At 67.9% G+C, this 24,737-nt stretch carries 24 protein-coding genes and 1 pseudogene; 15 read left to right on the top strand and 10 right to left on the bottom strand.

Features of this window, described 5'->3' with window-relative positions:
- Position 1: 1 nt before the first annotated feature.
- Positions 2–1,369 (bottom strand): DUF349 domain-containing protein, encoded by a 1,368-nt coding sequence (locus ACOJVU_RS03425; RefSeq protein WP_421528492.1) that lies wholly within the window; start codon positions 1,367–1,369, stop codon positions 2–4.
- Between the two features lie 272 nt (positions 1,370–1,641).
- On the opposite strand from ACOJVU_RS03425, the gene ACOJVU_RS03420 reads away from it, so the two are divergent.
- From ACOJVU_RS03420 to ACOJVU_RS03385, 8 genes are all read left to right on the top strand, one after another.
- Entirely contained in the window at positions 1,642–2,544 is a 903-nt protein-coding gene (locus ACOJVU_RS03420; RefSeq protein ID WP_421528491.1) for a DMT family transporter, read from the top strand.
- Between the two features lie 105 nt (positions 2,545–2,649).
- Positions 2,650–3,660 carry a DMT family transporter gene (locus ACOJVU_RS03415; protein WP_421528490.1) on the top strand — a complete coding sequence of 337 codons (1,011 nt, stop codon included), beginning with the start codon at positions 2,650–2,652 and terminating at the stop codon, positions 3,658–3,660.
- A 58-nt stretch (positions 3,661–3,718) separates the two neighbouring features.
- Positions 3,719–4,408: a hypothetical protein gene (locus ACOJVU_RS03410; RefSeq protein ID WP_421528489.1), complete on the top strand. Its 690-nt coding sequence runs from the start codon at positions 3,719–3,721 to the stop codon at positions 4,406–4,408.
- Between the two features lie 8 nt (positions 4,409–4,416).
- Positions 4,417–5,349 carry a tRNA (adenosine(37)-N6)-dimethylallyltransferase MiaA gene (miaA, locus tag ACOJVU_RS03405; RefSeq protein WP_421528488.1) on the top strand — a complete coding sequence of 311 codons (933 nt, stop codon included), beginning with the start codon at positions 4,417–4,419 and terminating at the stop codon, positions 5,347–5,349.
- Between the two features lie 45 nt (positions 5,350–5,394).
- A complete protein-coding gene (dapF, locus tag ACOJVU_RS03400; protein ID WP_421528487.1) occupies positions 5,395–6,267 on the top strand; it encodes a diaminopimelate epimerase in 873 nt (290 codons plus the stop codon).
- Positions 6,268–6,313: 46 nt separating this feature from the next.
- Entirely contained in the window at positions 6,314–7,738 is a 1,425-nt protein-coding gene (hflX, locus tag ACOJVU_RS03395) for a GTPase HflX (RefSeq protein ID WP_421528486.1), read from the top strand.
- 88 nt (positions 7,739–7,826) lie between these two features.
- Positions 7,827–8,987: an acyl-CoA dehydrogenase family protein gene (locus ACOJVU_RS03390; protein WP_421528485.1), complete on the top strand. Its 1,161-nt coding sequence runs from the start codon at positions 7,827–7,829 to the stop codon at positions 8,985–8,987.
- 514 nt (positions 8,988–9,501) lie between these two features.
- Positions 9,502–11,721, top strand: a complete 2,220-nt coding sequence (locus tag ACOJVU_RS03385; protein WP_421528484.1) for an LGFP repeat-containing protein — start codon at positions 9,502–9,504, stop codon at positions 11,719–11,721.
- Positions 11,722–11,747: 26 nt separating this feature from the next.
- On the opposite strand, the gene lexA is transcribed toward ACOJVU_RS03385, so the two are convergent.
- Positions 11,748–12,422 (bottom strand): transcriptional repressor LexA, encoded by a 675-nt coding sequence (gene lexA / locus ACOJVU_RS03380; protein ID WP_421528483.1) that lies wholly within the window; start codon positions 12,420–12,422, stop codon positions 11,748–11,750.
- A 365-nt stretch (positions 12,423–12,787) separates the two neighbouring features.
- Between lexA and ACOJVU_RS03375 the strand changes: the two genes are divergently transcribed.
- The 3 genes from ACOJVU_RS03375 to ACOJVU_RS03365 all read left to right on the top strand — a co-directional run bounded on the left by ACOJVU_RS03375 (position 12,788) and on the right by ACOJVU_RS03365 (position 14,386).
- Positions 12,788–13,282 carry a LysM peptidoglycan-binding domain-containing protein gene (locus ACOJVU_RS03375; protein WP_421528482.1) on the top strand — a complete coding sequence of 165 codons (495 nt, stop codon included), beginning with the start codon at positions 12,788–12,790 and terminating at the stop codon, positions 13,280–13,282.
- A 116-nt stretch (positions 13,283–13,398) separates the two neighbouring features.
- Positions 13,399–13,857, top strand: coding sequence for a transcriptional regulator NrdR (nrdR, locus tag ACOJVU_RS03370; RefSeq protein WP_421528481.1), 459 nt, complete (start codon positions 13,399–13,401; stop codon positions 13,855–13,857).
- 43 nt (positions 13,858–13,900) lie between these two features.
- Positions 13,901–14,386 (top strand): peroxynitrite isomerase, encoded by a 486-nt coding sequence (locus tag ACOJVU_RS03365; protein WP_421528480.1) that lies wholly within the window; start codon positions 13,901–13,903, stop codon positions 14,384–14,386.
- A 65-nt stretch (positions 14,387–14,451) separates the two neighbouring features.
- On the opposite strand, the gene ACOJVU_RS03360 is transcribed toward ACOJVU_RS03365, so the two are convergent.
- Positions 14,452–15,483, bottom strand: a complete 1,032-nt coding sequence (locus ACOJVU_RS03360) for an alpha/beta fold hydrolase (RefSeq protein ID WP_421528479.1) — start codon at positions 15,481–15,483, stop codon at positions 14,452–14,454.
- Positions 15,484–15,573: 90 nt separating this feature from the next.
- On the bottom strand, positions 15,574–16,548 hold the full coding sequence (locus ACOJVU_RS03355; protein ID WP_421528478.1) for a proteasome assembly chaperone family protein: 975 nt from the start codon (positions 16,546–16,548) through the stop codon (positions 15,574–15,576).
- Positions 16,549–16,767: 219 nt separating this feature from the next.
- On the opposite strand from ACOJVU_RS03355, the gene ACOJVU_RS03350 reads away from it, so the two are divergent.
- The gene (locus tag ACOJVU_RS03350) at positions 16,768–17,589 is read left to right on the top strand and encodes a trypsin-like serine peptidase (RefSeq protein ID WP_421528477.1); all 822 of its coding nucleotides are present in this window, start codon (positions 16,768–16,770) and stop codon (positions 17,587–17,589) included.
- Positions 17,590–17,602: 13 nt separating this feature from the next.
- Here ACOJVU_RS03350 and sthA read toward each other — a convergent pair.
- Positions 17,603–19,024 (bottom strand): annotated as a pseudogene (gene sthA / locus ACOJVU_RS03345) (Si-specific NAD(P)(+) transhydrogenase).
- A gap of 113 nt (positions 19,025–19,137) precedes the next feature.
- On the opposite strand from sthA, the gene ACOJVU_RS03340 reads away from it, so the two are divergent.
- A complete protein-coding gene (locus ACOJVU_RS03340) occupies positions 19,138–20,196 on the top strand; it encodes a DUF4192 domain-containing protein (protein WP_421528476.1) in 1,059 nt (352 codons plus the stop codon).
- Positions 20,197–20,200: 4 nt separating this feature from the next.
- Here ACOJVU_RS03340 and ACOJVU_RS03335 read toward each other — a convergent pair whose 3' ends face one another.
- The 3 genes from ACOJVU_RS03335 to ACOJVU_RS03325 all read right to left on the bottom strand — a co-directional run bounded on the left by ACOJVU_RS03335 (position 20,201) and on the right by ACOJVU_RS03325 (position 22,600).
- Positions 20,201–20,890, bottom strand: a complete 690-nt coding sequence (locus tag ACOJVU_RS03335; RefSeq protein WP_421528475.1) for an iron dependent repressor, metal binding and dimerization domain protein — start codon at positions 20,888–20,890, stop codon at positions 20,201–20,203.
- 155 nt (positions 20,891–21,045) lie between these two features.
- Positions 21,046–22,050: a sigma-70 family RNA polymerase sigma factor SigB gene (gene sigB / locus ACOJVU_RS03330; RefSeq protein ID WP_421528474.1), complete on the bottom strand. Its 1,005-nt coding sequence runs from the start codon at positions 22,048–22,050 to the stop codon at positions 21,046–21,048.
- Between the two features lie 121 nt (positions 22,051–22,171).
- Positions 22,172–22,600 carry a DUF3099 domain-containing protein gene (locus ACOJVU_RS03325; RefSeq protein WP_421528512.1) on the bottom strand — a complete coding sequence of 143 codons (429 nt, stop codon included), beginning with the start codon at positions 22,598–22,600 and terminating at the stop codon, positions 22,172–22,174.
- Positions 22,601–22,688: 88 nt separating this feature from the next.
- On the opposite strand from ACOJVU_RS03325, the gene ACOJVU_RS03320 reads away from it, so the two are divergent.
- Positions 22,689–22,928 carry a DUF3039 domain-containing protein gene (locus ACOJVU_RS03320; protein ID WP_421528511.1) on the top strand — a complete coding sequence of 80 codons (240 nt, stop codon included), beginning with the start codon at positions 22,689–22,691 and terminating at the stop codon, positions 22,926–22,928.
- Here the strand turns inward: ACOJVU_RS03320 and ACOJVU_RS03315 are convergent, their stop codons facing one another.
- Positions 22,929–23,915: a YihY/virulence factor BrkB family protein gene (locus tag ACOJVU_RS03315; protein WP_421528473.1), complete on the bottom strand. Its 987-nt coding sequence runs from the start codon at positions 23,913–23,915 to the stop codon at positions 22,929–22,931.
- Between the two features lie 66 nt (positions 23,916–23,981).
- Positions 23,982–24,164 carry a DUF7455 domain-containing protein gene (locus ACOJVU_RS03310; protein ID WP_421528472.1) on the bottom strand — a complete coding sequence of 61 codons (183 nt, stop codon included), beginning with the start codon at positions 24,162–24,164 and terminating at the stop codon, positions 23,982–23,984.
- A 134-nt stretch (positions 24,165–24,298) separates the two neighbouring features.
- Between ACOJVU_RS03310 and ACOJVU_RS03305 the strand changes: the two genes are divergently transcribed.
- Positions 24,299–24,691 (top strand): DUF952 domain-containing protein, encoded by a 393-nt coding sequence (locus tag ACOJVU_RS03305; protein WP_421528471.1) that lies wholly within the window; start codon positions 24,299–24,301, stop codon positions 24,689–24,691.
- Positions 24,692–24,737 lie beyond the last annotated feature (46 nt).

Below are 24,737 nucleotides of genomic sequence, written 5' to 3'. Positions count from 1 at the left end.
GTCAACGCCGCAACGCCGCCGCGGCGGCCTGCGCCCACTGGCGCCACTGTTCGGCGTTGGCCTTCGCCTCTTCGGCCTCCTTGGTCCGGCCGGCTGTCGCAGCCTTCTGGGCCTGCCGCTCGTATGACTCGGCGCGGAAGCGGAACTGTTCGGCTCGGGCCTGCGCCTGCGGATCCGATCTGTCGGCCTCGCCGGCGGCGCGCACCTTCTTCTCGATCGCGCGCAGTCGCCGCTCCAGTTCGGCGGAGCGTTCCCGCGGGACCCGGCCGATTGCGTCCCATTTGTCCAGGATCGAGCGCAGGGCGGCCCTGGCCGCGTCGTGGTTGCCGGTGTCGAGCCGCTCGGCCTCGGTCAACAGCGCCTCCTTGGCGGTCGCGTTGGCGCGCAACTCGACGTCCTTTTCGGCCGTCGTGGTGTTGCGTGCCGAAAAGAACGTGTCCTGGGCGGCCTTGAAGCGCCGCCACAGTGCGTCGTCGAGGTCGCGGGACGCCCTACCCGCCGACTTCCATTCAGTGAGCAGCTTGCGGAACTCCGCGCTGGTGGCGGTCCAGTCCGTCGAATCGGCCAACTCCTCGGCTTGTTCGCAGAGCCGCTCCTTGGTCTGCCGGACCGCCGAGCGCTCCCGGTCGAGTTCGGCGAAATGCGATCCCCGCCGCCGGTTGAAGGTCTCCCGGGCCGCGGAATAGCGCTTCCAGAGCGCTTCATCGACCTTGCGATCCAGGCCGGTGATGGTCTTCCACTCGTCGAGAATCTCCCGCAGCCGGTCTCCCGCAGCCTTCCACTGGGTCGAGTTGGTGGCCAGGTCCTCGGCCTCGGCGGCGAGCGCCTCCTTGCGTGCGGTCTCGGCGGCCCGCTGCTCGTCGCGGCGGGAGCGATCCGCCGCGATACTTGCGTCGGCCCGCGCGACGAGGCTGTCCAGCCGCGCCGCCAGGGCTTCGAGATCGCCCAGCACAGACGCCGTCGGCAACGTCTCGGCCAGCGTGACCGCCTGGGTCTTGATCTTGCGGGCATCCCCGGTTCCGGAAGCCAGCCGCTCTTCCATGAGCGTGACTTCGGTGCACAGGTCGTCGAACCGCCGGCCGAAGTGCGCGAAAGCGGCCTCGGAATCGCCGGCCTGCCAGGAGCCGACGACGCGTTCACCGGAAGCGCCGATCAGCCAGACCGTGCCGTCGTCGTCGACGCGCCCGAACTGGTGCGGATTGCTGGGTGGGGGAGCCGGCACCGGGTGGGCGGCGGGCCGGGTGGGACGGGGACCCGGACGCGGTCCCGGGCGGGGTGTCGGATCGGGGACCGGCGCACCACCGTGTTCGCCAACCGACCTGGGCGCCGGTTCTGCCGAATCGTTGCTGCGGAGATCGTCAGCCGTCATACGCTCGCCACCACCCTTGTGCAACCCTTCCGCGCGGGATCGGTCCCGCGCAACTGCCGCGCGTAGCGGCGCCCGTTCGGTCGGGGCGCCGGTGCCGCGTCGGGCGGACCGTCCACCAGCTCCTCGTGACCGGTTAACACAGTATTCAAACAGCTTGCCGGGCTGCATGCCGCCACCTTGCCGTCACCGCCCGGACACCGAGATTGTGCAACAGTGGAGGGGATCGAAGATATCTGTTCATGTCCCCTCACGACACGACGGAGAAACCGTTCATGACGAAGGTGGATGTCGCCGCCCTGTTCGCGCTGGGTTCGGCGCTGTGCGTGGCGGTCGGCGACGTACTGCAACAACGGGCCACACACCGGATCGCCGACAGCTCGGTCGGCCTTGCGGAGTTGTTGGCAAAACTGCTGCGCAACCGTCGATGGCGCTGGGGAGCCCTGCTGCTCCTGGTCGGCATCGCGTTGCAGGCCGCGGCGCTGGACGAGGGCTCGGTGCTGCTGGTGCAGGCGCTGCTCGTGCTCTCGTTGTTGTTCGCGCTGCCGGTGAGCGCACGGTTGGACGACCGCAGGGTGACCGGACAGCAGTGGCTGTGGGCCGCGTTGCTGACCGCCGCGGTGGTGGTGATCGTCACCGTCGGCAATCCGCGGGCCGGCCATCCCCACGCGTCGCCGCAGACCTGGGCCGGGGTGGCAGTGGTGGTCGTGCCGGTGCTGGCCGGGTGCGTCGTGGCCGCCCGCATCCGCGGCGGTGCGGCGGCCGCTGCGCTGTTCGCCTTCGTCTCGGGTGCCCTGTGGGGGATTTTCGCGGTGCTCACCAAGAGCGTGGTTCATCGGCTCGGCGAGACTGGGTGGGCGATGTTCGGCACACCCGAGCCCTACGCCTGGGTGGTGCTCGCACTGGGCGGCTTCGCCTGGGAGCAGTCGGCGTTCCGGGCCGGTTCCCTGACCGCGTCGATGCCGACCCTCGAGGTGTCGCAGCCGGTGGTGGCTGCGGTGCTGGGTGTCGCCGTCCTCGGCGAGACCCTGAACACCGGTCCCGCCGGGATGATCGCGCTGGCGGTGGCCGCGCTGGTGATGACGGCCGCCACCTTCGAGCTCGCGCGGATCGACGCGGTCGCCACAGACAAGAAGGTCGAGCAGAAGATGCGCAGCCGGGTCGGTCAACCCGCATAGCCGCGCCTTGTCACCCAGTCGTAGGCGAACCGGTACCAAACAGTTGGCGTATCCGCAGCCGCCGGGACAACACTGGTGGGAACGGTTTGAGGTAAGGGGTCGTCCATGTCCAAAGTCGATGTGGCGGCGTTGCTGGCTGTATGTGCGGCGATGGCCTCCGCGGTCGGCGACGTCATCAGGCAACGCTCGGCGCAGGAGATCACCGACCAGCAGGTCGGTCATCTGCAGCTGTTCCGCATGTCGTTGCGCGATACCCGGTGGTGGCTGGGCGGACTGGCGGCGATCGTCAACTACAGTCTGCAGGCCGGGGCCCTGGCGTGGGGCTCTGTGGTGTTGGTCACGGCGTTGCAGGTGACGGCGCTGCTGTTCGCGCTGCCGATCTACGCGCGCCTGACCGGCCGCCGGGTGACCCGCTGGGAGTGGATGTGGGCGGCGATCCTGGCCGGCGCCCTTGCGGTGGTCATCATCGTCGGTGACCCGGCGGCAGGTCGGCAGCGCGCCACGACCGCGGCCTGGATAATCGTCGGTGCGGTGATGTTCCCCCTGCTGGTGGCGTGTGTGCTCGCGGCGCGGACCTGGTCGGGCGGACCGTTCGCGGCCGTGTTGCTTGCCCTGGTGGCGGGTTCGTCGCTGGCATTGTTTGCGGTGTTGACCAAGGGGATCGTGGAGATCAGCGAGCACAGCCTGGTCGGCGTGCTGACCTCGCCGGAGTTCGTGCCGTGGATTCTGGCCGCCCTGGCCGGGATGATCTTTCAGCAGTCGGCGTTCCGGGCCGGCGCGCTGACCGCGTCGATGCCGACGATGACCGTGGCGAAGCCCGTGGTGGCAGCCATGCTCGGAGTCTTCGTGCTGGGTGAGACGCTGAACTCGGACGGCCCCAAGGCGTTGGTGCTGATCGCGGCGGTGTCGGTGGTGGTCATCGGGACTGTGGCGCTGGCCCGGGGCGAGGCAGCCACGATGGTCGCCCAGACTGGCCGCGACGGCATTGGTGACGGCTTTGGTGACGGCATTGGTGCGGCTCGACGCGGACCGTTGGGAAGGCTGCTGGCCGGCGGTGACTCCGGTGCAGCCGGGCAGCCCGCGGAAGGGGGCGTCGCGGCCGAAACCCCGGCCTAGCCGGGTCTGGCCGACAGTTTGTCCGGCGCAGGCTCGTCGAGACGTTAGTTTTGGTGGCGTGTTGACGGCCATCTCAATCGTTCCTTCCACGCCCCTGCTCGTTCCCGAACTCGCCGGAGGGGCCGCCGCCGAGGTGTCTGATCTGGCCGCTGCCGCAGCGGCCGCCGCCGCAGTGCTGCCGCCCCGCTGGGCGGTCATCGGCCCGGGCGACGACGACGACGTGCTGGGACCCGATGGTGTCGGCACGTTCGCGGGGTTCGGCTCTGACGTGCGGGTCCGGCTGAGCCCCGGTGACGACGGCGCGACGCCGGGCGCTTTCCCCCTGTGCGCGCTGCTGGCCGGATGGCTGCGGGGTCGGGCGCGGCCCGACGCCTGCGCGCAGGTTCGTGTCTACCGCGGTGACCGCGACGTGGACACCGCGCTGACGCACGGCGGACAACTGCGCGCCGAGATCGACGCGACCTCCGATCCGGTCGGTGTGCTGGTCGTGGCCGACGGTGCGAACACCCTGACGCCGGCGGCCCCCGGCGGCTACAAACCGGGCGACGCGGAGGCGCAGCGGGTGCTCGACGACGCGCTGGCCGACGGCGACGTCGCAGCCCTGACCCGGCTGCCGCCGCCGATCCTGGGTCGGGTCGTCTTCGGTGTGCTGGCCGGGCTGGTCGGTGCGGGGCCGCGTGCGGCCCAGGAGCTCTACCGGGGCGCGCCGTTCGGGGTGGGCTACTTCGTGGGCGTCTGGCAGCCGTGAGCCCGGCGATGCGACCGCTCGCGATCATCGGACCCACCGGCACCGGGAAGTCGCAGCTGGCGCTCGAGGTCGCCGAGCGGCTGGGCGCCGGGCTCGGCGCCGAAATCGTCAACGCCGATGCGATGCAGCTTTACCGCGGCATGGACATCGGCACTGCCAAGGTGCCCGTCGAGGAGCGTCGCGGCGTTCCCCATCATCAACTCGACGTCCTCGACGTGACGCAAACCGCCACCGTCGCCCGCTATCAGGCCGCCGCCGCCTCCGACGTCGAAGCGATTGCGGCCCGCGGTGCGGTGCCGCTCATCGTGGGCGGTTCGATGCTCTACGTCCAGTCGCTGCTCGATGACTGGTCGTTTCCCGTCACCGACCCGCGGGTGCGGGCGCGCTGGGAACAACGCCTGGCCGAGCTCGGGCCGGGCGGGCTGCACGGGGAGCTGGCCCGCCGGGACCCGGCGGCGGCCGCGGCGATCCTGCCCACCGATGGGCGGCGCATCGTGCGGGCGCTGGAAGTCGTCGAGCTCACCGGGAAACCGTTCGCCGCGTCCGCGCCGCGCATCGGCACTCCGCGCTGGGACACCGTCATCATCGGATTAGACTGTGACACAACTCTTCTGGATGAACGGCTGGCGCTGCGGACCGACGCGATGTTCGACCAGGGCCTGGTCGAGGAGGTGCGCACCCTGCTGCGCGCGGGTCTGCGCGACGGGGTGACCGCCGCGCGCGCCCTGGGCTACGTTCAGGTCCTCGCGGCGCTCGATGCCGGTGGGGGAGTCGCGGAGCTGCGCGATGCGCGGGAGCAGACGTTCGTCGGGACCCGCCGCTACGTGCGACGGCAGCGTTCCTGGTTCCGTCGGGACCACCGGGTGCGCTGGCTCGACGCCGCCGGGGGCGTCGCCGGCCTGGCGGACGCCGCGTTGCGGGCGTGGCGGCAAGTACCCTGAACTGGTGATCCGCGCCGACGACCAAGACGCCAAGGGGTGCCGCGCGTGATCTTCGCCAAGGGTCACGGCACCGAGAACGACTTCGTGCTGCTGCCCGACGTGGACGCCGCGCTGACGCTCACCGCGGCCGCAGTGGCCGCGCTGTGCGACCGCCGCCGCGGAGTGGGCGCCGACGGGGTGCTGCGCATCACCACCGCCGCGGCTGCCGTGGCGGCCGGTGTGATCGAACGCCTGCCCGACGGGGTCGGGGCGGCCGACTGGTACATGGACTACCGCAACGCCGACGGGTCGGTCGCGCAGATGTGCGGCAACGGCGTGCGGGTGTTCGCCCATTACCTGCGGGTCAGCGGCCTGGAGTCCCGGGGGGAGTTCGTCGTCGGCTCCCTGGCCGGCGCCCGGCCGGTCACGCTGCACCACGCCGATGCGGCACATGCCGATGTCACCGTCGACATGGGCAAGGCCAACCGGCTCGGCGGCGGGGACGCCGTCGTGGGCGGCCGGCGGTTCAGCGGTGTGGCGGTCGACGTCGGCAACCCGCATCTGGCCTGCCTGGACCCGCGGCTGGGCGTCGGCGAGCTGGCCGTGCTCGACGTCGCCGGGCCGGTCAGCTACGACCCCGCCCAGTTTCCGGAGGGCGTCAACATCGAGGTGCTCACCGCCCCGGAGGACGGGATGGTGCGGATGCGGGTCCACGAGCGCGGGGTGGGCGAAACCCGCTCATGTGGTACCGGGACGGTCGCGGCCGCGGTCGCCGCGCTGGCCGAAATGGGCGCCGAGACCGGAAGGCTCACCGTGCGGGTGCCCGGTGGCGACGTCGCCGTCACCATCACCGACGCCACCAGCTATGTGCGCGGGCCCTCGGTGCTGGTCGCTCGTGGGGAAATCAGCGAGGAATGGTGGAGCGCGCAACAGTGTTGATTCGGACGCACGACGCCTATCGGGTGTGCACTATGGCTCATTGCTTATGACACATCCCCAGTTTCCTCATCAGGGTCCCAGCGTCGGCGAACTCGCCCTCGAGGACCGCTCGGCGCTGCGCCGCGTCGCCGGGCTGTCGACCGAGCTGGCCGACGTCTCCGAGGTCGAATACCGCCGGCTACGGCTGGAACGCGTGGTGCTGGTCGGCGTGTGGACCGAGGGCAGTGCCGCCGACAACCAGGCCAGCATGGCCGAACTGGCGGCGCTGGCCGAAACCGCGGGCTCCCAGGTGCTCGAAGGGCTCATCCAGCGCCGCGACCGGCCCGACCCGTCGACCTACATCGGCTCGGGCAAGGCGGCCGAGCTGCGCGCGGTGGTGACGGCCACCGGCGCCGACACGGTCATCTGTGACGGCGAGCTGTCCCCGGCGCAGCTGACCGCTCTGGAAAAGGCGGTGAAGGTCAAGGTCATCGACCGCACCGCGCTGATCCTGGACATCTTCGCCCAGCACGCCACCAGCCGGGAGGGCAAAGCACAGGTGTCGCTGGCCCAGATGGAATACATGCTGCCGAGGCTGCGCGGCTGGGGTGAGTCGATGTCGCGGCAGGCCGGGGGCCGCGCCGGCGGCAGCGGCGGCGGGGTGGGTCTGCGCGGTCCCGGTGAGACCAAGATCGAGACCGACCGCCGGCGCATCCGCGAACGCATGGCCAGGCTGCGCCGCGAGATCAGGGACATGAAACAGGTTCGCGACACCCAGCGCAGCCGGCGCCTGCGCAGCGACATGCCGTCGGTCGCCATCGTCGGGTACACCAACGCCGGCAAGTCCAGCCTGCTCAACGCGTTGACCGGGGCCGGGGTCCTGGTTCAGGACGCCTTGTTCGCCACCCTGGAACCCACCACCCGGCGCGCGGAACTACCCGACGGGCGGGCGGTCGTGCTCACCGACACGGTGGGGTTCGTCCGGCACCTGCCCACCCAACTGATCGAGGCGTTCCGCTCCACGCTGGAGGAGGTCGTCGACTCTGACCTGTTGGTGCACGTTGTCGACGGCTCCGATGCCACCCCGCTGGCCCAGATCGACGCGGTTCGTCAGGTCATCTCCGACGTCGTCACCGACCACCGGGGCGACCACGATGCCCAACCGCCGCCAGAGTTGCTGGTGGTCAACAAGATCGACGCGGCCGGCGACCTGGCCCTGGCGAAACTCCGTCACGCCCTGCCCGGCGCGGTGTTCGTGTCCGCGCGCACCGGCGACGGTATCGACACGCTGTGGCAGCGGATGGCCCAACTCGCCGCCCCCACCGACATCGCCGTGGACGTGGTCATTCCCTACCACCGGGGTGACCTGGTGTCGCGCCTGCATTCCGAGGGGCGGGTTCAGCACGAGGAGCACAAAGGCGACGGCACCCGGATCACGGCCCGGGTTCCGGCTGCGCTGGCCGCCACCTTGCGGGAATTCAGCGCCCGGTGACCAACCACCGCCCACCGACCAACCGGGTGGTTGGTATATCTTGGTCGGCGGAGTCCCCACATGCCGCGCAGTTCGCCGGAGGTTGTCCATGAGTAGCGCCATCAGATACCAACGCACGCTGTTCGAGCCCGAACACGAATTGTTCCGCGAGTCCTACCGGGCTTTCCTGGACCGCCATGTCGCCCCCCACCACGACGAGTGGGAGCGGGCCAAGATCGTCGACCGCGGTGTCTGGCTCGAGGCAGGCAAGCAGGGCTTCCTGGGGATGGCGGTACCCGAGGAGTACGGCGGCGGCGGCAACCCCGACTTCCGGTACAACACGATCATCACCGAGGAGACCACCGCCGGGCGCTACAGCGGAATCGGTTTCAGCCTGCACAACGATATCGTCGCGCCCTACCTGCTGGCACTGGCCGACGAACAGCAGAAGCAGCGCTGGCTGCCCACGTTCTGCACCGGGGAGTTGATCACCGCCATCGCGATGACCGAGCCGGGTACCGGCAGCGACCTGCAGGGCATCAAGACCCGCGCGGTCAAGCAGGGCGACCACTACGTGCTCAACGGCTCAAAAACCTTCATCACCAACGGAATCAACTCCGACCTGGTGATCGTGGTGGCGCAGACGGATCCGGACAAAGGCGCGCAAGGCTTTTCGCTGCTCGTGGTGGAGCGCGGCATGGAGGGCTTCGAACGCGGCCGCCATCTTGACAAGATAGGGCTGGACGCTCAGGACACGGCCGAATTGTCGTTCACCGACGTCAAGGTGCCGGCCGAGAACCTGCTCGGCGAGGAGGGCATGGGTTTCATCTACCTCATGCAGAACCTGCCGCAGGAACGCATCTCGATTGCCATCATGGCCGCCGCAGCGATGGAACAGGTGCTCGAACAGACGCTGCAATACACCAAGGAACGGAAGGCATTCGGCAGGCCGATCGGAAGTTTCCAGAACAGCCGGTTCGTCTTGGCGGAGCTCGCCACCGAGGCGACCGTGGTACGCATGATGGTCGACGAGTTCTTGCGGCTGCACCTGGAGGAGAAGTTGACAGCCGAACAGGCCGCGATGGCCAAGTGGTATTCCACCGAGAAGCAGGTGCACCTGATCGACCGTTGTTTACAGCTGCACGGAGGCTACGGCTACATGCGCGAATATCCGGTTGCACGTTCGTATCTGGATGCCCGGGTCCAAACCATCTACGGCGGTACGACCGAGATCATGAAGGAGATCATCGGCCGAAGTCTCGGGGTCTAGCCCGGATCTCGATTCCGTACAACCGGACTCGTCGTCGGCGCCGACGTCATTCGACGTCAGTGACGCGAAATTCGCCGATCATCGGTCAGATATCGGCCGGTTCACGGTCTGACGTACCTTCGACGCATGCGTGTCGCACATGCCGGTGAGGGCTCGGGCTGATGGGCGGACGTCGACGTCATCAGGACGGACAGGGTCCGACGAATGCCCCGGTGGGCGCCACAGTGATCCAGACGCCGCGCATGCGGCGGCACAGTTCGTTGCGACGCGCGCGTCGTTCGGCATCATTTCCACATCGATGCGGTATCCATTTTTGTAATATCCCTGAATTGAGTTCGCATTTCTTGTCGATTGGAGCAATGTGGTGCGGGCCCGGTGAAAATGCGGATCGTCGCGAGGGTACGGCCCGTCGGTGGGATGACCCTCCGTTCATAGGGTCGCGGGATATGGGCATGGCCACAGATGGGCGCATCCTCGTGGACTGGAGGGCTTGGTGAACTGGCGGAGAGGTCACATGCACAGGCTGGTCGGGCGCGCGTTGGTCGGCGCCTTGGCCGGCTTGGTCACCACCGCACTGGCAGCCGTGTTCCTGGCTCCTGCGGGGGTCGCGAGCCCGATCGGCGACGCCGAGGCGGCCATGATGGACGCCTGGGAGAAGGCCGGGGGCGACACGTCGCCGTTGGGTGCGCGGAAGGGGGATGTCTACACCGTCGGGGACGGATTCGCGCTGGAGTTCGACGACGGCAAGATGTTCTACACCCCGGCCACCGGCGCCAAGTACGCCTACGGGCCGATCCTGGAAAAATACGAGTCGCTGGGCGGTCCGGCCGGTAGCGACCTGGGCTTCCCGACCATCAACGAAGTGCCTGGGCTCGCCGGGCCGGACAGCCGCGTGAGCACCTTCGCGGCCAGCGACAAGCCGGTGATCTTCTGGACGGCCGACCACGGTGCTTTCGTCGTGCGCGGCGCGATGAACGCCGCCTGGGACAAGCTCGGCAGCTCGGGCGGCGTCCTGGGGGTGCCAGTCACCGACGAGAACTACGACGGCGAGTTCGCCTCGCAGAAGTTCAGCGGCGGCCAGGTCTCGTGGAACCGCGAAACCAAGGAGTTCACGACCGAGCCGGCGGCACTCGCCGACCAGTTGAAGGGCCTGCAGGTGCCGATCGACCCGACCGCGGCCATCAACATGGCCTGGCGCGCGGCCGGGGGAGTCAACGGTCAGCTGGGCGCCAAGCAAGGTGGCCAGTATTCCGTCGGCGGTGACGGGATCGCCCAGAACTTCGCCGGCGGGAAGGTGTACTTCAGCCCGGCGACGGGCGCAAACGCCGTGGACAGCGACATCCTGGCCAAGTACGAGTCCCTGGGCGGCCCCGCGGGCAGCGACTTGGGATTCCCTGTCGCCAACGAGTCCGACGGCGGCATACCTTCGAGCCGGATCTGTATTTTCGCCGCGGCCGGCAAACCGGTGATCTTCTGGACCGCCGACCACGGCGCGTTCGTGGTGAGCGGAGCCATGAAGGCCGCGTGGGACAAGCTACGCGGTCCCGGCGGAAAGCTGGGCGCGCCGGTCGGGGACCAGGCCGTGGACGGCGACGTGGTCTCGCAGAAATTCGCGGGCGGCACGATCTCGTGGAACCGCGCGAAGAACGTGTTCACCACCGACCCCTCGAACCTGGCCCCCCTGCTGGGCGGGCTGCAGATAGCGGGCCACGACCAGCCGAGTGCCGTGGCGATGCCACCCCACACCAAGACGCCGGCCTGGCAGCAATGGTGGTGGATACTGGGCGGCGCCGCGGCGCTGTTGCTTGTCGCGGCGCTGGCGTGGGGGGGCGCCCGCGTGCGCCGGGTCCGCGCCCGCCGCGACACCGTCGTCGGCGGGGCCGAGCCCGATGCGGGCGTCGGGCACAGCCACGCTGCCGACGAGATCTGGGGTCACGACGGTGACCTGCAGGCCTTCGAGGAACATTCTGCGGACGCCGAGCCCGCTCACCGGTTCAGCTGGGGGCGCGGGACTGACGTCGCGCTCGCCGGCGAGGACATTGCGCCGCGCCGCGGCTACGGCGGCGAAGCGCAATCCCGACCGGGGCAGGGCGGGGATGGCTTCGAGAGCACGTTCGGCGTGGAGGAGGAAAATCCCGATACGGTGGACACCGACTCGATTCCCGTGGTTACCGAGGCCGCCGTGTCAGAGGCCGGTTATCCCGACATCGAGGAGGAACTCGAGGAGGAAGAGGGTTATCTCGACGAGCTGGAATCCGGCTACGCCGAGTTGGCGCCGGAGGACATCCCGCAGCACGATGGCGGGATGTACGGGGAGTACCTGGAGCTGGCGCCGGAGGGCGAATACTCCGATGCCTCGGGTGCCAACGATGCCGGCCACTCTAGGGCCGCATCCGGAACGGTGGCCCCCGACTTCTCCGGGGCAGCCGTACCGGATGAAGCCGTGGCCGCAGGGGAAGCGCGAAGCGGGCGGCATGCGGCTGTCGACACCGAACGGACGTCGCCGTTGGCGGCGCACGCCGCCAGTGTGGGGCCGAGCGTGGCGGGGCGTCCGACGATTCACCTCCCACTGGACGATCCGTACCAGATGCCCGACGGGTATCCGATCAAGGCCAGCGCCCGTTTCGGCCTCTACTACACGCCCGGCAGCGCTCTTTATCAGGACACGCTCGCCGAAATCTGGCTGTCCAGCGAACAAGTCGCGCAGGCCAACGGTTTCATCAAGGCCGACTAGGGCCGGCCGTTCTGGTTCTACCCGGGTCAGATCTTGCGGATCACGGTGACGACCTTGCCCAGCACGGTCGCGTCGTTGCCGGGAATGGGGTCGAACGCCGGATTGTGCGGCATCAGCCATATCTGACCGCCGGCGCGCTTGAACGTCTTCACCGTGGCCTCGCCGTCGAGCATCGCGGCGACGATGTCGCCGTTGTCGGCGACGTGCTGCTGTCGCACGACCACCCAGTCGCCGTCGCAGATCGCTGCTTCGACCATGGAGTCGCCGACGACCTTGAGCATGAACAGCGTGCCCTCGCCGACCAGCTCGCGGGGCAGCGGGAAGATGTCTTCGACGGCCTCCTCGGCGAGAATCGGCCCGCCCGCCGCGATGCGTCCGAGGACGGGGACGAAGGTGGGTTCCGGCAGGGCGTCCGATCCCGCCACCTCGGTGGCGGGCGCTGGGGCCGTGGTTTCGTCCGCGCCGCGGACGTCGACGGCGCGGGGACGGTTGGGATCGCGGCGCAGGTACCCCTTGCGCTCGAGGGTGCGCAGCTGGTGGGCGACCGAGGAAGTCGACGTCAGACCGACTGCGTCGCCGATTTCCCTGATGCTCGGGGGATAGCCGCGACTGGTGACCGACGCGCGGATCACGTTGAGGATAGTGCGCTGCCGCTCGGTCAGCGATGAACCACCGGCGGAGGCGTCTTTGCTGTCACTCATGGCAATGAATGTAGCCGGACGCAGGCCGGGAATCAAACATGTGTTCGACTGGCGTGTCGACTGGCGTGTTGACTGGCCTGTCGACTGGCGTGTTGGCGCCCATGCAGCGCCTCTTCGGCTGTCACGCCGGGTCGAATGACAAAGGTGTAACTCTTCGGCCGATCGGGTATTGGACAGGCATGTCCCCGTTGGCCGATGCTCCAGCGCCGTCTTGCGAGGGGGCCGTCTGTCGGTGGCGCGGTCTGTCGGTGGGGCGGTCTAGCGTTCGGCTCGTTCGACACGCTTCGCTCAAATGTTCGCCAATCGAACACACGAGCGATAGTGTCGAACACACGAGCGAGAATCAGTGCACCGGAGGAACGCAGATGACAATCATTCACTCAGTCTCGCCGCGACCCAGCAGCGTTCGGCGCCCGGTAAACGGGCCGGTCCGGGACCCTCGCCACGGGCGACTCCGCGCGCCCGGGTCGCGCGGACCCGGCCAGTTCGGTCCGGCGGGCGCCACGCCGCGGTACCGCGGTTCCGGCGTCGCGATGTCCGTCGCGCCCCACCGCAAACGCTCCGTCACGTGGGCGAAGACTGCGGTCCTGGCCGTGGCCGCCGGGCTGATCACCTTGTGGCTCGGGCTCATCGCCGATGTGGGGCAGGCCGTCAACGGCGACTCCGCGGGTTCGGCGGCCCCGGTGCCCGACAGGCTCGCCGTCGTCCGGGTCGAACCGGGGGAGTCGCTGCAAGACGTCGCACACCGGGTGGCGCCCGACGCACCGGTTCGCCAGGTGGCCGAACGCATCCGCGCACTCAACGACCTGAACTCCCCGGCGCTGGTCGCGGGTCAGCCGCTGATCGCACCGGTGGGCTGACCGCGTCCCTGCCGCAGTACGGCGGCCGCTGTACTGCCGGGATCGCCCCGCGGGCAGCCCGCGCGGGTACGATCTGGGTGTCCTGCGATGTCCGGGAGCGCGGCGAAGGAGCGGTGATGCACTGTCCGTTCTGCCGTCATCCCGATTCCCGGGTGATCGATTCGCGGGAAACCGACGAGGGTCAGGCCATTCGTCGACGCCGGTCGTGTCCCGAGTGTGGACGGCGTTTCACCACGGTCGAGACGGCGGTGCTGGCCGTAGTCAAGCGCAGCGGTGTCACCGAGGCGTTCAGTAGGGAGAAAGTGGTCAGCGGGGTACGCAGGGCGTGTCAGGGTCGGCAGGTCGACGACGACGCGCTCAACCTTCTGGCTCAGCAGGTGGAAGAAACCGTACGCGCGGCGGGGTCCCCGGAGGTCCCCAGCCACGAGGTCGGCCTGGCCATCCTGGGACCGTTGCGCCAACTCGACGAAGTGGCGTACCTACGGTTTGCGTCGGTCTACCGGTCCTTCGAGTCCGCGGAAGATTTCGAGCGTGAGATCGAGCTGCTGCGCGCGCAGCGCAAGGTGCCGACGTAGAGCTGGCGAGCCGGCTCCGGAGACCCGCGTTAGGGTAGCTGCCATGGTCCCTGAGTTGCATCCCGATCTCGAGGCCTTCGCACCACTGCTCGGCAACTGGGCTGGTCGGGGGGCGGGCGAGTACCCGACGATCGAGCCTTTCGAATATTTCGAGGAAGTCGTGTTCTCCCATGTGGGGAAGCCATTTCTGGCGTACGCGCAGAAGACCGGGGCGGTGGCTGACGGCAGGCCCTTACACAGTGAGACGGGTTACCTTCGCGTGCCGCGACCGGGCCACATCGAGCTTGTTCTGGCACATCCGACCGGCATCACGGAAATCGAGGTGGGCACGTATTCCGCACGCGGCGGCGTGATCGAATTCGCGTTGTCCGCCACGTCGATCGGGCTGTCCCCGACCGCCAAAGAGGTGACTGCGCTCGGCCGCTCCTTCCGCGTCGACGGCAATGAGTTGTCGTACTCGGTGCAGATGGGTGCCGTCGGGCAACCCCTGCAGCATCATCTGGCCGCGGTGCTGCACAGGAAAGACTGAACATTCGCCGATGCCGCCGGCGGCCGCCGCCGATGGCCATGGGCCCCTGTCGTTCGGTCTGAGGATCAGGTCGCGCTGCGCTCGTCGTTGCCCATGGCGTTCAGCACCGCGACGCGGGTGTGGGCCGGGCCGGTGACCGCCTTCTCCCCACCGCCGGAGCGGAGCAGTTGGCCAAGGGCGGCTTGGTCGTATTCGCCGGGTTCGGTGGTGTCGATGAAGCGCTGCACGACGTCGATGAAGCGGGCCGGGTCGTCGTGAAACGTGAAGTGTCCGGAACCCTCGAAGATCTCCAGCCGCGAGCCCGGCATAGCCGCGTGCGCCATCCGCGCATGGCGCACGGGAACGACGACATCTTTTGCGCCCCAGATTATCTGGACGGGGATGGCTTCGGTCAGATAGCACCGGTCCAGCATGGTGACGATCTGGCCGCGCCAATCCACCACCGCGCGCAGGGTCCGACTGAACGCCGCCGAGGCGGTGGGCTCCGGGAGGTCGTCGAGGATTCGCAGCACGCTGGGCAGGTCCCGGCCCAGGCCGGTGTTCCCGAAGGCCGCGCCCAGCACGCGGCCGACGACCTGCACCGCCGGCAGTACCAGGGGCAGCCGCAGCAGCGCGAGTGCTTCGCTGCCCATCGGCAGCGACGCCCACCGCAATACGAGATTGACATCCTTGGTGACGCCGCCGGCTGCCACAAGAATGAGGCGCTCCACCAAATGCGGGAACTGGTAGGCGAATTGCATCGCCACCCCGCCACCGAGGGAATGACCGATGATGGTCACCCGCTCGATGTCGAGCACACTGAGCAGGTCGCGTATCCCGTTGGCGTACGCGGCGATGGAGTAGTCGGCGCGCGGCTTGTCAGATTGCCCGTGCCCCAGTAGATCAGGGGCGATGACGGTGAATCGCTGAGCCAGCTTGGCCTGCACGGTGTTCCAGGTTGTGGAGTTGTCACCGATGCCGTGGACCAGCAGGACCGCCGGCCCCGAGCCCGCGATGCGGTAGGCCCTGCGGTATCCATGAATCGTGCGGAACTCCAGTCTCGGTGTCCGCACTTCCCGCACCGAGCGAAGATTGTTCCTGCGCTGCCGCTCGGTCATCTACACCCTTGTTGTGGGGCCTTGTTGTGGGGCCTTGTTGTGGGGCCGTGTTGTGGGGCCGTGGTGGCGTTTCGCGTCACTCGAAGGCGCTCATGCCGTGTCGTCGTCGTCGTACTTCTTCTCGGCCTGCTGGGCCAAAAATCGCTCGAACTCCGCGCCGATCTCCTCGCCGCTGGGCAGCTCTTCGTCGCGAGCCAGTAACGATCTGTTCTCCTGTGCGTCGATGAAGGCATCGTACTGGCGCTCGAGTGCGGCCACCACTTGAGCCACTTCCGCGCTCGCCTGGACCTGCTCGTCGATCTTGGCGCGGATTTCTCCCGCCGCCTCCGACAGCGCCGACAGCGGCAGTTCCAACGACCCGCTCTTGGCCACCTGCTCAAGCAGCACCTGTGCCGCTGCGGGGTAGTCCGTCTGCGTCAGGTAGTGCGGGACGTGCACGGTGAAGCCGACCACCTCGTGGCCGTGCTGGGCCATCCGGTACTCGAGCAGGTTGGACGCACTGCCCGGGACCTGGATCTCGGCGATCCACGGTTGGAAATCGGCGATCAGCTCTCCGTTGTTGGAATGCGCGGTCAGCGTGATCGGGCGGGTGTGCGGAACCGCCATGGGGACGGTGCCCAGGCCGATGGTCCGCCGCACGCCCAGCCTTTCGGCGAGCATCCGCACCGCGGTGATGAAACGCTCCCATTTCAGGTCCGGCTCCATGCCGGCCAACAACAGAAACGGCGTGCCGACGCAGTCGCGCAGCGCGTACAAGCTCAACTCCGGGTCGTCATAGTTGGTGAAGTGATCGGTTTTGAAGGTCATCAGCGGGCGCCGCGAGCGGTAGTCCAGCAGTTCGTCGATCGCGAAGGATGCGACCAGTTCGGTGTCCAGGGCCGCCTTGAGGTGGGTGGACGCGAGCCGTATCGCGTGACCGGCGTCGGAGAAGCCCTGCAACGCGTGTACCAGAACCGGTCCCCGGCCGTCGGACGTCAGCAACTGCGGCGCCGGGAACTCGAGCTCGTACATGCCCGACTGTTCGGGCTGGTAGTACTCGTCGTCCGCGTCATGGCGGTGTGCCATTCGGGTTGCCTCCTTTCGGGAGCTGCTTGAGCAGCGCCCCCTGTAGTGTCCCCCACATCCTCTCGTGTCCCACCACTCACGGGGCACCAATGGCGGAACAGGGTTATTGAACAGGGCACGTGTGTGCGTCTGTCTGTTCGAACGCGAAAACGCGTCGGCCTCATCCCCGGGCCCGGTGCGATCTGGCCGCCGGGCGCCGGTCGGGCATGATGGGAGCCGATGCGAATCTCCCGGAGAGTGCTCTGTTGGGTGGTCGGCCTGGCCATGCTGTCGACGTCCTGCGGCCGGCCCGCGGAGCATGTCTCGGCCCCGCGGGTTCCGTCGCAGCGGGCCAGCGAGCCCGTGGAACGGCTCACCAAGCCCACACGCGCGGCACTCGCCGCGCCGGTGGACCCGGACCTGCGCGTGGGGCCGATCTTCCTCGACGGCGGCACCTTGCACGTGTGCACGGGATCGGTGGTGCACTCGGCGGCCGGGGACCTGGTGATGACCGCGGCGCACTGCCTGGCCGGCGGTTCGCAGATCACCTTTGCGCCCGGATTCGCCGGCGACGCCGCGCCTAGCGACCTCTGGACAGCCGATACCGTCTATCTCGACCCGCGCTGGACCGCCGCCAAGGACCCGCACGCCGACTATGCGGTCATGCGGGTCAGAAATCAGGGTGGCGGCGGGTCGGTCGAGTCGCATGTCGGTCTGGCGCTGAAACTGGGTCAGATGCCCGCTCCCGGCAGCGACGTCACGGTGCTGGGGTATCCGTCCGGGATCGGCGGTACGCCGGTGGGCTGTCAGACCAGCACCCAGGTCAGCGAGAGTGGTTACCCGTCGGTGGTGTGCGAAGGTCTGGTCGCCGGCACCAGCGGCGGACCGTGGGTCAGCGGCACGACGATCACCGGGCTCACCGGTGGCTTGGAAGGTGGTGGGTGCGCCGAGGACGTCTCGTACTCGGCGCCGTTCGACCAGCGAGTCGCCCAACTGCTGGCTCGCGCCGAAGCCGGCGGTCCCGGCGATACCGTCCCGAACGGTGTGGCCGACTCCTGCTAGCGCGACGGTCCGATCAGCGGCGGAATTGGTTGAGGGCCCGCACCTTGTTCATCACGTCGAGCGCGGCGACCTTATAGGGCTCGGAGAATGTGGGGTAGTTGAACACCGCGTCGGCCAGGTGCTCCACGGTGCAGCCGCAGCCCATCACGGCCTGCCCGATGTGCACCATCTCGGTGGCGCTGGTGCCCAAGACGTGCACCCCGAGCAGCGTGAGGTCCTCGGTGGACACCAGCAGTTTGAGCATCCCGTAGGAGTCGCCGGCGATCTGCCCGCGCGCCAGCTCACGGTACCGGGCCACCCCGACCTCGTAGGGGATTGCGTTGTTGGTGAGCTCGATCTCGGTGGCCCCCACGTAGGACACCTCGGGAATCGAATAGATGCCGATCGGCTGCGGCTGCAGTTCGGTCAGCCCCTCCGCCGGCTCACCGAACGCGTGGTAGGCGGCCAGCCTGCCCTGTTCCATGGAGCGTGGCGGCCAGCGTGGGGAGCCCGATGACGTCGCCGTCGGCGTAGATGTGGGGCACCTTGGTCCGGAACATGTCGTCGACGAGAATCCGCCCGCGGCTTTCCACTTCGAGGCCGGCGTTGTGCAGATCGAGGTGGTCGGTCTGCCCCTGGCGTCCGGCGGAGTACATGGCCGTTTCGGCGGGGATCTGCTTGCCGCTGGCCAGTGTGGTGATCGTGCCCGCCGAACCGACGTCGACCGCGGTCACCTCCTCGCCGAACCGGAATGTCACCGCCAGGTCGCGCAGGTGGAATTTGGGCGCCTCGATGATCTCGGGGTCGCAGAAGTCGAGCATGTCGTCACGCTTCTCCACGACGGTGACCTTGGTGCCCAGGGCGGCGAACATCGAGGCGTACTCGATGTCTATCACCCCCGCACCCACCACGACCATCGAGGCGGGCAGCGACGTGAGGTCGAGGATCCCGTCGGAGTCGAGCACCCGGTCCTCGTCGAACTCGACCCCCGAAGGTCGCGCCGGCCGGGTGCCCGTGGCGATGATGACGTAATCGCCTGTGATCGTGATCTTTTCGCGGCGGGCGTGACATCGACGAGAACGGTGTGCGGGTCGACGAATCGGGCGTGGCCGACCAGCAGGTCGATGCGGTTGCGGATAAATTGGTCGCGCACCACGTCGACCTCCTTGCCGATCACGTGCTGGGTGCGTGCCAGCAGGTCGGCCGGGGTGATCCGGTCCTTGACGCGGTAGCTCGCACCGTACAGTTCGCGCTGGTTCATTCCGGTGAGGTACAGCACCGCCTCGCGCAACGTTTTTGACGGGATTGTCCCGGTGTTGACGCATACCCCGCCGAGCATGCGGCCCCGTTCGATCACCGCGACCGACTTACCCAGCTTGGCTGAGGCGATGGCGGCCTTCTGCCCGCCGGGACCCGAACCGATGACTACCACGTCGTACTCGCGCGTGGACGCCATGGGCTAGACACTAGGACAGCGCCACCCACAGTGCCGACTCCATGCACAGGAGGAACGTTGCGCCGGTCCGCGCGCGCGCCGGCTGACGGTGGGGACCGCCAACGTTGAGACTCATGACGACGAATCACGCGGATTTCGAACTGAGTCGCCCCGGGGCACTGATCGCGGCACTGCCGGCCGTGCTCGGCTTCGTCCCGGAGAATTCACTCGTACTGGTGTCGCTGGACGGCGGCCAACTGGGGTCGGTGCTTCGGGTCGACCTCACCGAGAAGCTCGCCGACCGGATCGCGCACCTGGCCGAAGTCGCGGCCGCGGCCGAACCCGAGGCCGCGATCGCAGTCGTCGTGGCCGAGGCCGGCGCTCGTTGTCCGGGATGTAATGAGGAATACCGGCGCCTGTGCGCGGTACTCACAGAAGCGTTGTCGGAAAACAACATTGAGCTGTGGGCCGCGCACGTCGTAGACCGGGTGGCCGCGGGCGGGCGCTGGCACTGTGTCGACGGCTGCGGTGCGGGCGGCGCCGTCGACGATCCGTCGGCATCCCCGCTGGCCGCGGCCGCCGTGCTCGACGGGCGGCGGCTCTATCCGCGGCGCGCCGACCTGCAGGCCGTCATCGCCATCAAGGACCCGCAGCACACCGGTGCGTTGGCCGAACTGCTCGGCCGGGAGGCGGTTTCCCGAGAAGTGGCGCATCGCGACGATCCGACCGGCCTCAGCCGCCAGGACGTGGAATGCGCGTTGGCCGCCGCCGCCCGAGTCGCCGACGGCCGTCCGCTGCCCGAGACCGCGTTGGCGCGGCTGGGCTGCGCGCTGACCGACGTGCAAGTGCGCGACCCGCTGTACGCGCTGGCGGTCGGCGAGCGCGCCGGGGAGGCGGAGTCGTTGTGGGCGCTGCTGGCCCGCACGTTGCCGCCGCCGTGGCGCGTCGAAGCGCTCGTGTTGCTCGCGTTCAGCGCCTACGCCCGCGGTGACGGGCCGCTCACGGGCGTGTCGCTGGAGGCCGCGCTGCGATGCGATCCCGAGCACCGGATGGCGGGGATGTTGGACACGGCGTTGCAGTCCGGGGTTCGGCCCGAGCACATCCGGGAACTCGCGCTCACCGGTTACCGTCTGGCCGAGCGCCTCGGTGTGCGGCTGCCGCCACGCCGGCCGTTCGGCCGGTGCGCAGGGTAGCGGGTCAGACTTTCTCGACCTTGACCGCGTGCGCCATTTCGTGAGGCAGGGTGACGTTCTCGTGACCGGGTATCACGATGGCCACCCCGGCCTGACCGTTCTCGACGATCACCCGGGCGTTGGGCACGACGCCGGCGTCCTTCAGCCGGCTGATCAAATCGATGTCGCCTTGCACGTGCTCGGTCAGCTGGCGCACCACCACCGCCACCGGAGACCCTCCGGGCAGCTCGGTCAAGCGGACCAGGTTGGCCTCCTCGGCGCTGAAGCCCGAACCCATGCCCAGATCCAGAAGACCCGGAATGGGGTTGCCGAACGGTGAGGTGGTCGGGTGGTTGAGCACTTTCACCAACCGCCGTTCGACGTCCTCGCTGATCACGTGCTCCCAGCGGCATGCCTCGGCGTGCACTTCTTCCCACGGCAATCCGATGACGTCGACGAGCAGACGTTCGGCGAGGCGGTGCTTACGCATCACCGAAACGGCCAGGGCGCGTCCCTTGTCGGTGAGCTCCAGGTGGCGGTCGACGGCGACGTGGAGCAGGCCGTCGCGTTCCATGCGGGAAACGGTCTGGCTGACGGTCGGGCCGCTCTGATCGAGGCGCTCGGCGATCCTGGCACGAAGGGGAGTGACTCCCTCTTCCTCGAGGTCATAGATGGTCCGCAGGTACATCTCGGTGGTATCAACCAGGTCGTTCATTCAGCACCCTCCAATGACGCCGAGTCTACTGGGCCGGCTGCGCGAATGGATGCAACGCTTCCCCGGCGACCAGTATGGCGACTGCACACGCGGCGGGCCTACTGCTCTGCTACCTGGCTCTGGTGGTGGCGTCGACCGGCGACGTGCCGGCAACGTCAGCTCGCGTACGACCGGAGGCGGTCGGCGCGTTCGCCGTTACGCAGCTTCGACATCACGTCACGCTCGATCTGGCGAACCCGTTCGCGGGAAAGACCGAACAGTTTGCCAATCTGGTCCAGGGTGCGTGGTTGGCCGTCATCGAGACCGAACCGCAGTCTGATGACCTGATGCTCACGCTCGTCGAGGGTGGACAAAACACTGCGGATGTCGGTGTGCAGCAACTCGGCGATCACCGCGTTCTCCGCGGACATCGCTTCGGCGTCCTCGATGAAGTCTCCCAGCGGCGCCTCTTCCTCGGAGCCAACCGGCATGTCCAGGCTCACCGGGTCGCGGCTGTGCTCGAGCAGGTCGTTGATCTTCTCGACCGGGATGCCCGATTCAGCGGCGAGCTCCTCGTCGCTGGCCTCGCGTCCCAGGTTCTGGTGCATCTCCCGCTTGATCCGAGCCAGCTTGTTGACCTGCTCGACCAAGTGAACCGGCAGGCGGATGGTCCGGCTCTGGTCGGCCATGCCACGGGTGATGGCCTGGCGGATCCACCAGGTGGCATACGTGGAGAACTTGAACCCCTTGGCGTAGTCGAACTTCTCCATCGCCCGGATCAGACCCAGGTTGCCCTCCTGGATCAGGTCGAGCAAGGGCATGCCCCGGCCCGTGTAGCGCTTGGCCAGCGACACCACCAGCCGCAGGTTCGCTTCCAGCAGGTGCCGGCGCGCCGCCTGGCCGTCACGCACGACAGCCGCCAAGTCGCGTTTGCGGCTCTCGCCGAGGCGCTTACGGGTTTCCAGCAGGTGCTCGGCGTAGAGGCCGGCTTCGATGCGCTTGGCCAGTTCAACTTCGTCCGCCGCATTCAGCAACGCGGTCTTGCCGATGCCGTTCAGATAGACGCGCACCAGGTCAGCTGCGGGACTTTGAGCATCTAGATCGCCTTCGATCCTGCTGGGGGCGGCGTTCGCCATAGCGACCTCCTGATCGGCTTGAGCTGTCGTATGGGTTAACGACACACAGGGTTGGAGAGTTCCCGTCGATGTGTGATCTCACACGCCATGACGTGCAGAAATGCGCCTTCGACCTGAGAAAGTCCTGAGAAGTGCGGCAGGCGGCAACGCACCCGGAAGACGCGTGTCAGCTGTGCCAGTGCGCGGTGTGTGAACCGGGCTGCGGCTGCGGGTCGCGCCGTGGTTCGAGAGCGGGACGCTCCGCAGTCGGGAACAGCGGCGTGCGCGGCGGGGCGGCCTCGAACCGCCGGGGCTCGTCGCGGCGCCGTGGCGGGCGGTCGTTGGCGATCAACACAGCCATCCACGGCAGCGGCAACGATACCGCCACGATCGCCAGCGAGATCAGGCCGTTGTGCCAGGCGCCGTAGGCGACGGCGGCCAGGATCAGCGCCGGTATTCGGAAAGCCATCAGCGCCAGATACTTACGCACCCGCGCGCGATGCTGTTCGTCGTAGGAGGGTGCGGCGGCGGTGATGAGGATGGGCGAGCCCTCGTCATCAAACCTGTCTCCGGACCCCGGATCGGAGCCGCGCTTCATTCCTCCACTGTCCCACATGTCGGCGATTCCGGCTCGGCCGGTTTCGCCAGGCCACCGGGAGTGCACAATGTCAGTCATGGAGATGTCAGTCATGGAGACGTCAGGTATGCAGACGCAGACGATCGAACGTACCGAGACCGACGAACGCGTCGACGACGGGACCGGGGGTGACACCCCCCGGTACTTTCACTACGTCAAGAAGGACAAGATCGCCGAGAGCGCCGTGATGGGCAGTCATGTGGTCGCCTTGTGCGGCGAGGTTTTTCCGGTGACGCGGGCGGCCAAACCAGGATCGCCGGTGTGTCCGGACTGCAAGAAAATCTACGAGCAGCTCAAGAAAAGCTGATCATGCCGGCGGTTCGACCGTAGCGACGTCGCGCTTCGGCATCGTCGGGTACGCAGGCGAATCGGCCGACTTCAGTGCACGCATGCGTGACATCAGCCAAGTGCGCAGCCGGTGGGCATGCGTCTCGGGTGCCGGGAACTCCTCTTGGACGGCGGCATTGACTTCGGCGCCGAACATGATTGCGAAACCGCCGAAAAAGGCGAACAGCAGAAACGCGATAGGCGTGGACAGAGCGCCGTAGGTGTATCCGGTGCGGGTGATCCAACTCAGGTAGATCCGCAGGCCCAGGGTGGCGATCACGAACACCGCAGTGGCCAGTCCCGCTCCCAGGATCAGCCGGTGCGACGGCAGCGGCACCGGCAGCGCCACCCGGTACAAGATCATGATCCCGACCATGAGCGCGAGCGCGAGCGCCGGGTAGTAGCCGAAACGCAATGTGTTGGCCAGGGTGACCGGGATCTGTTCTCCGATCTTGCGCGGTCCCACCACCAGTAGCGGCGCCGTCGACACAACGACCACGAGCATCATCAGGTACAGGAACAGTGCGAAGAAGCGCTGGCGCACCGGGTGGCGCAACGGCGTCTGGTCATGGGCTTCTACCACGGAATCGACGAACGCCGAGATCGCCGAGGAGCCCGCCCACAGGGAGATCACGAAACCCAGCGACACCACCTCTCCCCGCGCGCCGTTGGTGATGTCGCGCATGGTGGGTTCGATGATCTCGTTGACCACGCTACGGGAGAAGACGGTGTGGGCCGTCGTGATCACCTGCCGCTCGATACTGGGCAGCATGTCCGGGCCGAACAGAGGCGCGACGTAGGCCAGACTGCCCAGCATTCCCAGCAGCAGCGGCGGTAGGGACAGCGCCGACCAGAAGCCAGCCTGCGCGGACTCGGAAAAGATGGAATCTTCCCAACTCTTCGCGATAGTTCGCAGAGAGATTCGCCAGACGTGGTGGCGGGACGGTTTAGGGACCTGATCACTCATACAAGTCCAGCATTACCGAAAACTGCGCCCGCGGCCCACATTCGACGCGGGCGAGTCGACGTTGGGCTAGCGTTCGCTGAACTCCAGCACGGCGGCCAACTCGACCAGTTTCGATTCATGCTCGTTGGCGTGGTGTTGGCAGAACAGGAGTTCTGCTCCGGAAGGCAGCGTGGCACGGACGCGGGCTGCGGCGCCGCAGCGGTCACAGCGGTCAGCTCTGGTCAATGGACTGGTCAGAGTTGCGTTCATGGCTTCTCCGTTCTGGCGTTTCCCTACTGTCTCAGACGTAGGGGATTTTCGTGTTGTTCACCGATCGTTACAGGGTGTGTCGTTTCTCACCCGTTCCCCACGCGTTCCGGGAAGGCTCTTTAAGGTGTCCTTCCGTGACCTTCACTTCTGACGCACTGGTCCACTTGTGCGGTGCCGACGAGTGGTCGCGCGCCTGCCAACAGGGAGCGATCCTGCCGCAAAGTACCGACGCGGGTGCCGGTTTCATCCACTTGTCGACTCCGCAGCAGGTACATCTACCGGCAAACCGCCTCTACCGCGGTCGTTCCGACTTGCTCATGCTGCACATCGACGCTGGGCTGCTGGATTCGCCTGTTCGTTGGGAGCCCGGTGTATCAACGGATCCGACGGCCATGGTGTTCCCGCATTTGTACGGTCCGCTTCCGTTGCGGGCGGTAATGCGTGTCACGGACTACCGCCCGGGACGCGACGGTGCCTTCCCCCCGATCGCCGAGGTGCCGGGGCTCGGCTGGTCCGCGCAGGCGTGACTCGGCGGGCGGCGCCGGACACAACGTCAGTCCAGGTAGTCGCGCA

It is taken from the genome of Mycobacterium sp. THU-M104 (genome assembly GCF_049197365.1).
GTDB lineage: Bacteria > Actinomycetota > Actinomycetes > Mycobacteriales > Mycobacteriaceae > Mycobacterium.
This window is presented reverse-complemented; position numbering and strand designations above follow the sequence as displayed.